Annotated in this window: 11 protein-coding genes; 1 reads left to right on the top strand and 10 read right to left on the bottom strand. The window is 70.5% G+C overall.

Translation table 11 applies throughout. The features are described from left to right. Window positions 1-50 precede the first annotated feature (50 nt). Together V7067_RS08155 and V7067_RS08150 are read right to left on the bottom strand one after the other, a co-directional pair. A complete protein-coding gene (locus tag V7067_RS08155; RefSeq protein WP_334175395.1) occupies window positions 51-953 on the bottom strand; it encodes a LysR substrate-binding domain-containing protein in 903 nt (300 codons plus the stop codon). Between the two features lie 179 nt (window positions 954-1,132). Continuing rightward, window positions 1,133-3,466, bottom strand: coding sequence for a heavy metal translocating P-type ATPase (locus tag V7067_RS08150; RefSeq protein ID WP_334175394.1), 2,334 nt, complete (start codon window positions 3,464-3,466; stop codon window positions 1,133-1,135). 70 nt (window positions 3,467-3,536) lie between these two features. Between V7067_RS08150 and V7067_RS08145 the strand changes: the two genes are divergently transcribed. Further along, window positions 3,537-3,956 carry a helix-turn-helix domain-containing protein gene (locus tag V7067_RS08145; protein ID WP_334175393.1) on the top strand — a complete coding sequence of 140 codons (420 nt, stop codon included), beginning with the start codon at window positions 3,537-3,539 and terminating at the stop codon, window positions 3,954-3,956. 61 nt (window positions 3,957-4,017) lie between these two features. Here the strand turns inward: V7067_RS08145 and V7067_RS08140 are convergent, their stop codons facing one another. The 8 genes from V7067_RS08140 to V7067_RS08105 all read right to left on the bottom strand — a co-directional run bounded on the left by V7067_RS08140 (window position 4,018) and on the right by V7067_RS08105 (window position 11,034). Further along, complete coding sequence (locus tag V7067_RS08140; protein ID WP_334175392.1) at window positions 4,018-4,182, bottom strand: hypothetical protein; 165 nt, start codon at window positions 4,180-4,182, stop codon at window positions 4,018-4,020. A gap of 329 nt (window positions 4,183-4,511) precedes the next feature. Beyond that, the gene (locus tag V7067_RS08135) at window positions 4,512-6,572 is read right to left on the bottom strand and encodes a heavy metal translocating P-type ATPase (protein WP_334175391.1); all 2,061 of its coding nucleotides are present in this window, start codon (window positions 6,570-6,572) and stop codon (window positions 4,512-4,514) included. A gap of 11 nt (window positions 6,573-6,583) precedes the next feature. Beyond that, the gene (locus tag V7067_RS08130; protein ID WP_334175390.1) at window positions 6,584-7,102 is read right to left on the bottom strand and encodes a hypothetical protein; all 519 of its coding nucleotides are present in this window, start codon (window positions 7,100-7,102) and stop codon (window positions 6,584-6,586) included. Between the two features lie 47 nt (window positions 7,103-7,149). Beyond that, the gene (locus V7067_RS08125; protein ID WP_334175389.1) at window positions 7,150-7,521 is read right to left on the bottom strand and encodes a hypothetical protein; all 372 of its coding nucleotides are present in this window, start codon (window positions 7,519-7,521) and stop codon (window positions 7,150-7,152) included. A gap of 76 nt (window positions 7,522-7,597) precedes the next feature. After that, on the bottom strand, window positions 7,598-7,945 hold the full coding sequence (locus tag V7067_RS08120) for a hypothetical protein (RefSeq protein WP_334175388.1): 348 nt from the start codon (window positions 7,943-7,945) through the stop codon (window positions 7,598-7,600). Next, the gene (locus V7067_RS08115; protein WP_334175387.1) at window positions 7,929-8,171 is read right to left on the bottom strand and encodes a FeoC-like transcriptional regulator; all 243 of its coding nucleotides are present in this window, start codon (window positions 8,169-8,171) and stop codon (window positions 7,929-7,931) included. Before V7067_RS08115 ends, V7067_RS08120 begins: the two co-directional genes overlap by 17 nt. Then, window positions 8,171-10,537, bottom strand: coding sequence for a Fe(2+) transporter permease subunit FeoB (gene feoB, locus V7067_RS08110; protein WP_334175386.1), 2,367 nt, complete (start codon window positions 10,535-10,537; stop codon window positions 8,171-8,173). The genes V7067_RS08115 and feoB overlap by 1 nt, the downstream gene beginning before the upstream one ends. Continuing rightward, the gene (locus V7067_RS08105) at window positions 10,534-11,034 is read right to left on the bottom strand and encodes a ferrous iron transport protein A (RefSeq protein WP_334175385.1); all 501 of its coding nucleotides are present in this window, start codon (window positions 11,032-11,034) and stop codon (window positions 10,534-10,536) included. The genes feoB and V7067_RS08105 overlap by 4 nt, the downstream gene beginning before the upstream one ends. Window positions 11,035-11,475: the final 441 nt, after the last annotated feature.

Genomic DNA, 11,475 nt, shown 5'->3' with positions numbered 1-11,475 from the left:
GCGCGCGGGTACGCGCACCGGGCACCGGATGGCGGGCCAGAGCGGCCGTTTCACGCGGCCGGGCACAGGCCGGTGAGCCAGTCGACCACGCCGGCCACGGCGCGGCGCGGGGGTGCGCCCCCAGCGCCGGCCACGACGAGATAGACGCCTTCCGCCGGGATCAGCATGGCATCGCCCGCCGGCACCAGCCGTCCGTCGCGCTCGAAATCCGGCGTCACGGTCTGCCAGCCCAGCATCACGCCCTGTCCGGCAAGGGCGGCCTGCGTGGCCTGCACATAGTTGGTGAAGGTGCGGCCCGGCACGCGGCTTTCCGGCAGGCCGGTCTGGGCGAGAAACTCCCGCCAGCCGATCCACGAAGGCTCGGTCGCATCCACATGCAGCAGCGGCGCCCGGCTGCTCCAGCCGGGGCCGGCAATGCGGGCGGCCAGAGCGGGGCTGCACAGCGGCACCACGCGCTCTGCGAACAGGCGAAGGACGCGCCCGTCCTTCCAGCGGCCGGCGCCGTAACGCAACGCCAGATCCACCCCCGGCGTCAGCGCCGGCGCCCCCTGCGGCGTGGTCATGACATTGACGGCGATATCCGGGTGAAGGGCATAGAACGAGGCAAGCCGGGGCATCAGCCAGTAGGTGGCAGTGCCGACCGAGCAGGCGATGGTGACGGCATTTTCGGCCTGCGACTGCAGCGCCCGGATGCGGTCGAGCGCCTCGGCGATGCGGCCGAGCCCCTCCGAAACCCCGGCCTGCAGAATGCTGCCGGCGGTCGTCAGGGTGGCGGGCCGGGTGCGCCGGTCGAGCAGCGCGGCGCCGACATGGTCTTCGAGGCTTTTCAGGGCCTGACTGACGGCCGGCTGGGTGATGTTCAGCTCGCCCGCGGCCCGGCCGAGGCTGCCGGCCCGCACGACAGCCTCGAACACCGTGAGAAGGCGCAGCGGCGGCAGCCTGCGTTCGGCCATCATAAGTCCCGGCTTATGTCATCGACAGTTTTTCCGGCCTTCAGAACGGCCGCTGGCCTGTCTATTCCTGAGGTGGGCGGCCGGCAGCCCGCGCGCGCCACGCGGGGCTGCCGGCTGCCCGGTTCCGTCCGGTCCGGCCGGGCTGCGGCACCGGAGGCCGCAGCCGGCCCGCATCCTGCTCAGTCGAGCCGGATGCGCAGCAGCCGCAGGGCATTGAGGGTGACGAGCACCGTTGCCCCGGTATCGGCCAGAATCGCCGGCCACAGGCCGGTGATACCGGCAATGGTGGTGATAAGGAACACCGCCTTGAGGCCGAGCGCGATGGTGATGTTCTGGCGGATGTTGGCCATGGTGCGGCGCGACAGCCGCACCATGCGGGCCACGTCCATGACATTGCCGTTGAGCACGGCGGCATCGCCGGTCTCCAGCGCCACGTCCGTGCCGCCGCCCATGGCGATGCCGATGTCGGCGGCTGCCAGCGCCGGGGCGTCGTTGATGCCGTCGCCCACCTTTGCCACCACCTGACCGCGGCTCTGCAGGTCGCGCACGATGGCCTGCTTGTCCTGCGGCAGCAGTTCCGCACGGGCCTCGATGCCGAGATGGCTGGCAATGGCCTGCGCGGTGCGGCTGTTGTCGCCGGTCAGCATCACGGCGGAAACGCCGTCGGCCTTCAGTGCGGCGAGGCCGGCGACGGCATCCGGGCGGGGCTCGTCGCGCAGTGCGATGTAGCCGGCCACGGTGTTGCCGCTGAGCAGCACGCAGACCGTCTTGCCGGCCTCGTTGAGCACGGCGATGCGGGCGCTGTCGGCGGCCGAAAGCCCGGCCTGCGCGGCCGCGGCGGCGGCGGAGCCGAGGAACAGCGCCTCGCCCTGCGCCAGCCCGGCCACGCCCTTGCCGGCCAGCGCCTGCACGGCATCGGCCGGGGGCACCGCAAGGCCGCCGGCTTCCGCCCGGCGCAGGATGGCGAGCGCCAGCGGATGGCTGGAGCCGCGCTCCAGCGCCGCGGCAAGCGACAGCACGGTGTCGGCATCGCGGCCCACGGCCACCACATCGGTCACTTCCGGCCGGCCGCGGGTGAGGGTGCCGGTCTTGTCGAAGGCAACCGTGGTGACGCGGCCGGCGGTTTCCAGCACCACGCCGCCCTTCATCAGCAGCCCGCGCCGGGCACCGGCCGAAAGCGCTGCGGCAATGGCCGCCGGCGTGGAGATGACGAGGGCGCACGGGCAGCCGATGAGCAGAATGGCAAGGCCCTTGTAGATCCACTCGTTCCAGTCCGCCCCGCCGGCCAGCGGCGGCAGCACGGCAACGAGTGCCGCCAGCACGATGATGGCCGGGGTGTAGTAACGGGCGAAGCGGTCGATGAAGCGCTCGGTCGGCGCCTTGCTCTCCTGCGCCTCCTCCACGAGGCGGATGACGCGGGCGATGGTGTTGTCTTCCGCCGTGGCGGTCACGCGCACCTTCAGCACGGCCTCGCCGTTGATGGTGCCGGCGAACACGCTCTCGCCGGGTCCCTTGTGCTTCGGCGTGCTTTCGCCGGTCACCGGGGCCTCGTCGATGCTGCTTTCGCCGCTCTCGATGGTGCCGTCGGCGGCGATGCGGTCGCCGGGGCGCACCAGAATGAGGTTGCCGACGGCGAGGCTGTCGGCCGGCACCTCACGGGGCGCGCCGTCGCGCTCCAGAAGCGCGGTCTTGGGCACCAGAGCGGCGAGATCGCGGATGCTGGAACGGGCTTTGCGGGCGGCGACGCCTTCCAGCAGTTCGCCGACGAGAAACAGGAACACGACCGCCGCCGCTTCCTCCACGGCGCCGATGATCACGGCGCCGATGGCGGCGATGGTCATCAGGGTTTCGATGGAGAACGGCGTGCCGAGCCGGATGCCGGCGATGGCACGGCGGGCGACCGGCAGGAGGCCGGCGAGCATGGCTGCCAGAAACAGCCACGGCGCAGCCGGGGGCACGACGTGGCCGAGCACGAAGGCAACCGCGAACGCCAGCCCGCAGACGATGGTCAGCCGTCCCTTGCGGCTCTGCCACCACGCGCCGTCTTCTTCGGCCCCGGAAGCGGGCGCGGCGCCGTGCAGCCCGGCCGCGGCAGCGGCCCCGGCCTGCGCGGAAGACGCATCCGCCTTACCGTCGTGCGAACGGTTTTTACCGTGATCGTGGTTATGGCCGTGATCATGATCGTGATCATGGTCGCTGTGATCGTGGCCCTGATGGTCGTGGCCGTGATCGTCGTGGTCATGCCCGCAGCAGGCATGGTCGTGCCCGGCCGTGGCGGCACCGCCGCGCGCCGCCGGGGCCACGCCATAGCCCAGCGGTTCGAGCTGGCGGGCAATGCGCTCCAGGAGGGCCGGGTCGGCGGCATCGTGCTCCACCGTCATGGTGCCGGCGGTGGCTGAAACGGAAACGTCGCTGATGCCCGGCAGACGGCGCACCGCGGCATCCACCTTGGTGGCGCAGGCCCCGCAGTCCATGCCGGTCACGCGATAACGGGTGCGAACGGGAGCAGTCATGAATCGCCCTTTCCTTCGTGCGACTCATGTCCTACATCCTCCAGTGACTAGAGGTTCAAGGGGGTGCCGGATGGAATTTTCAATCGGGGAACTGGCCCGCCGCACGCAGGTCAAGGTGCCGACGATCCGCTACTATGAGCAGGTCGGCCTGATGCCCGCCGCGGTGCGCACGCAGGGGCAGCAGCGGCGCTACGGCGCGGGCGAGGCGGCGCGGCTCAACTTCATCCGCCACGCCCGGGAACTCGGCTTCGAGATCGAGGCGATCCGCGAACTGCTCGATCTCAGCGCCCGCCCGGAGCGTTCGTGTGCCGAGGCCGATGCCATTGCCCGCCGCCATCTGGCCGATGTCGAGCGGCGCATCAGCCAGCTCGCGGCGCTGCGCGAGGAACTGCAGCGCATGGTCGGGGAATGCCATCACGGGCGGGTGGGCGAGTGCCGCGTGATTCAGGTTCTGGCCGACCATGGCCAGTGCGCGCACGATCATCACTGAGGCCGGGGCATCACTGAGGCCGGGGCATCACTGAGGCCGGCGGCCGTCCTGCGGGCAGCCTTCAGTGGAAGAACAGAAGCACCAGCAGCAGATAGAGCAGCACGATGCCCGCCAGATAGCCGGCGTCCTGCAGCACGACCATCGCCCCGTGGGGGAAGAAGATCGGCGTGAACACGATCAGGATCGACAGGGCAATCAGGACAGGGGCGACAACCGAGGCACTCATGACAACGCCCTCCCGCTGGAGGTAGCGACCACCCGGCCGGAACCCCGCCGATGCGCATCACGCAGCCCCGGCGTTTCCGGCCACTGCCGGCCCGGGCACGGACAAAGCCCTGCGACGGTTGTCGTTTGCCGGAAGCGGCGGCGCCCCCGGAAAGCCCTTCCGGGGAGGCCTGTTCCGCACGCGGCAGGGGCGAAGCCCGGCCCATAGGCGGCTAATGCTTATTTTTACATCACTTTGCATCCGGCGACAACGATTCCGGAATCCCGTCTTGCCGCAGTTCTGGCTTGCCGCAGTCCCGTCTTACTGCAGTCCCGCCCTGCCGGCCGGCCTCAGGCCGCCCGGCGGCTGCCGGCGATGAGCGAGCGGATCAGCACCGCGATGGTGACGCCGTTGTGCAGCGTCGCCGTGGTCAGCGCCGGCAGAACGCCGCCGGCCGCACCGGCGAGGATGGCGGTGTTGGCGCCGACGGCAACGCGGAAGTTGGAGTGGATCAGCTTCATCGTCTGCTGCGACAGGGCCACCATGTCGGCGAGGCGGTCGAGGCGATCCTCTGTCAGCACGATATCGGCGGTGGCGCGGGCAATGTCGGCGGCGCGCGGCATGGCGATGCCGACATCGGCCGCCATCAGCGCCGGGCCGTCGTTGACCCCGTCGCCGACATAGGCGATGCGCGCGCCATCGGCCCGGAGCTGCGCGATGATGCCGGCCTTGTCCTCCGGTTGCTGCTCGTAGTGCACGGCGTCCAGCCCCAGTGCCTCGCCGAAGGCCAGCGCCTTGGCGCGGTGATCGCCGGTGATCATGACGATGCGGCGGATGCCGAGGGCGCGCAGGCGGGCGATGGTCTGCGGGCTCTCGCCGCGCAGCCGGTCGCGCAGGGCGAAGACCGCCAGCGGGCGGCGGTTGCGCGCGGCATAGAGCAGCGATTTGCCCGCGGCCTGAAAATCCGCCACCAGCGCCCGCTGGCGGGCAAAGGAGATGTTCTCGTCGTCTTCCAGATAGTGCCGGCTGCCGAAGCGCACGGTGTCGCCGCCGATGCGGCTTTCCACGCCGTGGCCGACGATGAAGTTCACGTCCTCGTGGGGAATGTGGGCCAGCCGGCGGCTGCGGGCCAGATCGACCACCGCGCGGGCGATCGGGTGGCTGGTGTGCTCGCCCAGAGAGGCCACCATGGCAACGGCGCCGGCCTCGTCCACCTCCGGGCTGAGGGGGCAGATGTCGGTCACCTCAAGCGTGTTGTGGGTGAGGGTGCCGGTCTTGTCGAACACGATGGTGTCGACGCCCGCCAGTGCCTCCAGCGCCGGCCCGCTCTTCACCAGACAGCCGTTGCGGGCGGCATTGTACATCGCCGTCTTCAGCGCGATCGGCGTGCCGAGCTTCACGGTGCAGGAATAGTCGACCATGAACACCGATTCCAGCCGCCGCCAGTCGCGCGTCAGCGCAAAGACGCCGGCGGCGGACGCCAGCGTGATGCCGACCCGCCGGTCGGCCAGCGCATCGGAAACCGACTGGATTTCCGCCGGGCGTTCCAGTGCGTCCTGAATATAGCGCGCGATGCGGCCCGTGGTGGTGGCCGAGCCGACCCGTTCGGCCCGCACCAGCAGGCGGCCCTCGGTGACGATGCTGCCCGCCAGCACGGCATCGCCGGGGCTGCGCGGCAGAGGCAGGCTCTCGCCGGTGACCGCCGACTGGTCGACATAGGCGTCGCCGGCGATGACGGTGCCGTCGACGGGAACGGTCTCGCCGAGGCCGACCGCAAGGCGCTCCCCGCCGGCAAGGCTGGCGAAAGGCACCTGCCGCAGTTCGCCGTCGTCCTGTTCCACCCACACGTCGTCGGGGGCGCGGTGCAGAAGCGAGCGCAGCAGCTCGTCGGAGCGCTCCACGGTGGTGGATTCGATATAGCCGGCCAGTTCGACGAGGAAGCGGGTGAAGTTGGCGGTGGCATATTCGCCGCGCAGCGTCGGCAGGCTGATGGCCAGCGCGTCCAGCACCTCCACCTTCATCCCGTGGCGGATCGCGGCTTCGATGCCGCGCCACACCGTGCCGGCGACATTGGCGAAGGTGAGGACCGCGGCGGCCGGGCGGGGCAGCACCAGCGAGGCGGCAACCGCCGCCGCCGCCAGCGCAACGCCCGCACCGTCGGAGGCCGGCGGCTGGCAGGCCACCGGCGGCGGCTCCGGCGGCGGGTTTGCCGCCAGCCGCAGGATTTGTCCGCGCAGAGCGGCGCTGCCGTCATAGGCGACGGCCAGCGAGCCGCACGCGGACACCATGCGCACCGAACGAACGCCGGCAAGGCTGCGCACGGCCGCTGCCGCCGCCGCAAGGCGGGAGGCCGGCGCGCGGCCGAACTTCAGCCGCAGCCGCCGGGGCATTTCATGAACGATCGTCGGCACGCCGGGGCCTCTCAGTTGCGGGCGGCGATGACGCCCGGAATGACATCCGGCGCGACGGCGGCATCCGGGCCGGCGGCGGCCTCCTGCAGCGGGGCGGCCGCGGCGGCGTCCGGCGGGGTTTGCGCGGCCGCTTCGGCCGGCGGCGTCGCGGCGGCGGCGGCCGCCACCTCGGCCTCGGCGTCGTGCATGCGCTCCTTCAGCTCCGCAAGCCCGCCCTGCACCGCTGTCCAGGCCTGAACGGCGGTGCGCAGGATGGCGCGCTGGGCGGTTTCGTTGCTGAGCAGATAGGCCACGCCGGCACCGACCACGAGCCCCTTGATGAGCGAATCGGCGCCCGGGTGCTGGTGGGCGTTGGCTGCGCCGGGTCCGGGCCCGCCGGCACCGAAGCCCGGGCCGAAGCCGGGGGGGAAGGGCGGCGGCGCATCGGGCGCCGGCTGGCCCGGCTGGCTGCCGGGGGCGGCCGCGCCGGCGCCATAGAAATGATAGTGATAATGGATGCCGCCGGCGGCATCCTCGTTGTTGTCGGACATGGTCTCGTTCCTGCACGAAGAGGGATTAAGGGCGGCCGGGCCGTCCGTTACCGCGGGGCGTCGCCGGGGTCCTTCGGGGCGCGGGTGCGGTTCAGCGCGCCGGAAACGGTGGCGCGCACGTCGGAGCGGTTGAGAAACACCACGACACCGGCGCCGATGGCCGCCCCGAGCCAGAAGCGCGAGCCGCTGGCGCGCGCAATGCGCGTGATGTTGGAAAGGCTCAGCCCGTCCTGCAGCATGCCTTCCAGCACATCGAGGGCATCGATGCGCCGCTGCGGACCGGCCTGCGGGCCCGCGCCATAGGGCCCGGCGCCATAGTGCTGCTGGCCGCCATATTGCGGGCCGGCCTGCCAGTTGCTCCAGCCGCCGCCCGGGCCGGCCTGCCAGCCGCCGTTCTGCGATCCGCTGTGCTTCGACATCACCTGATCTCCTTCTGGGGCGGATCGGCCGGGGCAGATCCGCCGGGGGCGTCTGTTCGGAATGGATGGGCCGCCGTCAGGCGCTGTGGCGGATGAGGATGGCGGTCACCTCGTCGGGGCCGGCCGTCAGCAATGCCGGCCAGACCGCCATCGGAATGCGGGCGGTGTCGTAGTCCACCACCACCGACAGCGCCGCGGCGTTGACGCGCGTGGCCGTGACCCCCTGAATGCGGCCGGCGAAGGCCACAAAGGGGCTGGCATCGACCTGCGGCAGGTGGGCGAGCGCGGCCATGTCGAGGCGGATGCGGATGCGCCCCGGCACATGGTGGGCGATCGACAGGAACCGCCGCAGGTGCAGAAAAGGGCCGAGATCGGGCACGCTCGCGCCCGGTCCCGCGCCGGTCGGTTCAGGCTGGCCGGTCACCGATCCACTCCCAGATGCTGTGCGCCGGCGTTGCCGCGCAGCTGCAGATATGGCTGCCGCAGGTGCCGCAGGCCGCTGTCACCAGCCGGACGCGCTGCTTGCCCTGCCACATCTCCAGCAGCGCGCGGGCATTCTCCGCGCTGGTGTCGAGGGCAATGGCGATATCGCCTTCGCTCGCCCGGCCGCGCTGGCGCAGATAGGCTTTGACGTCGCTCAGGGTGGCCATCATTCCGCTCCCGTGGGCTGGCTGCCGGGCACGCCGGCGCCGAAGACCGGCCGCGCGCGGGCCGAGGCGGCCCCGGCCGCCCGCAGCGCCAGGCCGGCGGCGGCCAGTGCCGCAAGGCAGCCGCCGATGAGCATCGCCGAACCGGCCGGGTGGGCCTGAAAGCGGACGCTCTGGTAGAACACCGTCGCCGCACTCCAGCCGAGGCCGGTGGTCCAGACGGCCGCAAAGGCGGCCCAGCGCCAGCCGATTTCCTGATAGATCGCCCCCATGGTGGCGACGCACGGCATGTAGAGCAGGATCATCAGCAGGTAGGCGAAGGCCCCCGCCTGTCCGTCGAAGCGGGCGGCCATGGCGGTGAAGGCCGAGACGTTCATCTCAAGCTCTTCGGCCGCGCCGGCGCCTGCGGCGGTGTAGGAAACATCCATCTGCAGCGGATCGCCCAGCACGCCCGCAACCGCGCCGAGATTGGCGGGAATGGTGGCGAACGCGCCTCCGATCTTCTGCGCGATGGTCGCCTCGTCGCCGGCCGGCGCATCGCCGGCTTCCGCGGCGCCGATCTGGCCGTAGAGCGCGTTCAGCGTGCCGATCACCGCCTCCTTGGCGAGAATGCCGGTGAAGACGCCCACCGCGGCCGGCCAGTTGTCTTCCTGCATGCCCATCGGCGCGAACACCGGGGTGATGGTGCGGCCGATCTCGGAGAGCACCGAGGTGCGGCTGTCGGCATTGTCGAAGCTGCCGTTGGTGCCCAGCGCATTGAGGAAGCTCAGCACCATCACCACCGGCACGATCACCTGCCCGGCGCGGAACAGGAACGCCTTCAGCCGGTCCCACGCCCGCAGCACCACGGTCTGCACGGTCGGGATGTGGTAGGGCGGCAGTTCCATGATGAACGGCGAAACCTGCCCCTTCAGCACGGTGTTCTTCAGCAGCAGGCCGGTGCCGACCGCCGCCAGAATGCCGATGATGTAGAGGCCAAACACGAGGTTCTGGCCGCTGAGGGGAAAGAAGGCGGCCGCAAACAGCGCATAGACCGGCAGGCGCGCGCCGCACGACATGAACGGCGCCATCATGATGGTCAGGATGCGGTCGTGGCGGTTGTCGAGCGTGCGGGTGGCCATGATCGCCGGCACGTTGCAGCCGAAGCCGACGATGAGCGGCACGAACGACTTGCCCGGCAGGCCGATGGCGCGCATCGCCCGGTCCATGACGAAGGCGGCGCGGGCCATGTAGCCGGAGTCTTCCAGAAAGGAGAGGAACAGATACAGGAACGCGATGACCGGAATGAAGGTCGCCACCGTCTGGATGCCGCCGCCGATGCCGCTGGCCAGAATGACCTGCAGCACGGCCGGCGCGCCGGCGGCCTCCAGAAGCTGCCGGGTGCCGTCGACGAACAGGGCGCCGAAGAACTGGTCGAAGAAATCGATGAAGGCGCCGCCGATGTTGGTGGTGAACACGAACATCAGGTACATCATCGCCAGAAAGATCGGGATGCCGAGGAAGCGGTTGAGCACGACGCGGTCGATGCGGTCCGACAGCGTGCGCGTGGCCTGCCGCGGGCGGGTGACGGCGTCTTCCACCACCGCGGTGATGAAGCTGAAGCGCTGGTCGGCGATGACGATGTCGCAGTCCTCGCCGTAGGCGTCTTCCACTGCGGCGCGGGCGGCGGCCACGTCGGTGCCGGCCAGTGTGCCGGCTTCGGCCGGCGACAGCGCATCGCCCTCGATCAGCTTCAGGGCCCGCCAGCGGGGCTCCTGCACGCCCAGTTCCGCAAGGCGGGCGGCGATGGTGGCGACATGGCTGCCGATGAGCGGGCCGTAATCCGGCTCGGTCGCGGCCGGGCGCGGGGCGGCGGCGAGGCGGGCAACCGCCTCCTTCAACGACGCGATGCCGGTGCCGCGGGCGGCCACCACCTCCACCACCGGGCAGCCGAGGGCCCGCGACAGCGCCGCCGCATCGAGTGCCAGCCCGCGGCGGCGGGCGATATCCATCATGTTGAGCGCCACCACCAGCGGCACGCGCATTTCCAGCAACTGCGTGGTGAGGTAAAGATTGCGCTCCAGATTGGAGGCATCGATGATGTTGACGATGAGGTCGGCTTCGCCCGACAGGACGTAGTCGCGGGCAACCCGCTCGTCTTCGGAGATCTGTACGGTGGCGCCGATCGAATAGACGCCGGGCAGATCGACGACCGAAACGGCGGTGTCGCGGAAGCCGTAGCTGCCAACCTTCTTTTCCACCGTTACGCCGGGCCAGTTACCCACCTGCTGGCGGGCGCCGGTCAGCGCGTTGAACAGCGTGCTCTTGCCGCAGTTCGGGTTGCCGACCATGGCAACCGTCACCGCCTCGTTCGCGCGGGGGGCCATCATGCTTCCTCCGGGAGTTTCTCGACGGCCAGAAGCGCGGCTTCCGCCTTGCGCAGGCTCATGGAAAAGCCGCGCACGCGGATTTCGACCGGGTCGCCCAGCGGCGCCACGCGTCCCATCTGGAATTCCACGCCGGGCGTGAGGCCCATGGCCATGATGCGCTGGCGATATTCCAGCGCGGCGCGGCCGTGCGCCTCGCGCCCGAGACCGACGATGCGGGCACGGTCGCCCGCCTTCAGGGTGGCAATCGTGGTGGTGGCGACGGCTTCTTCCGGCCGTGCCACCAGCACGCTGCGGGCCGTTGCGGCGTCCAGCAGCAGGCGGGCGTCGTCGTTGACCGACACCAGAAGGCCGCCCCGGCCGTTGTGCTGAACGACCTCGATCCGGCTGCCGGCATGGAGGCCGAGCGCCCGCAGGCGGGCCTCGTCTTCCGGGCCGGCCAGCACGGCGGCAACGCACACGGTGCCGTGGCTGACATCGTAGAGAGGAATGCGCTTCATCGGCTCCGCCCTGACTGGTTCCGCCGCCGGCAGGGGCGCGTGCGCCCTTCAGCCGGGCTGCAACCGCGATGAGGTGTCATCGGGCATCGCCCTGCCGGCAGATAAAACTGCGAGTCGCTCCGACTTGCAGTTTCAGGATACAGAGAACCAATCGGGCGGCGCCACATTGATTGAAGTCACAATCGACGTAACCCACCGGAATCGGGCAAGAAGAGGCGGGAGCAGGCGCTTTTTCCCGATATCGTTCCTCGCTGTCCCACAGCAGAATGGAAGTCTTCCAGACTAAATGGCGCAGTGCGGCTGCCCGAAACACAACGGGCGCCGTGTGGCGCCCGTTTCGTCATCTCCGTCAGAACGGCCGGCGGCCGTTGTCAGGCCGATTGTGCCAGCGCGGGAACGGCGTCGAAGATATCGGCGACGAGGCCATAGTCGGCGACGGAG

The sequence above is a fragment of the Pseudoxanthobacter sp. genome (genome assembly GCF_036822375.1).
Classification (GTDB): domain Bacteria; phylum Pseudomonadota; class Alphaproteobacteria; order Rhizobiales; family Segnochrobactraceae; genus Pseudoxanthobacter.
The sequence above is the reverse complement of the archived record's forward strand: the minus strand, read 5'-3'. Positions and strand labels throughout refer to the sequence as shown.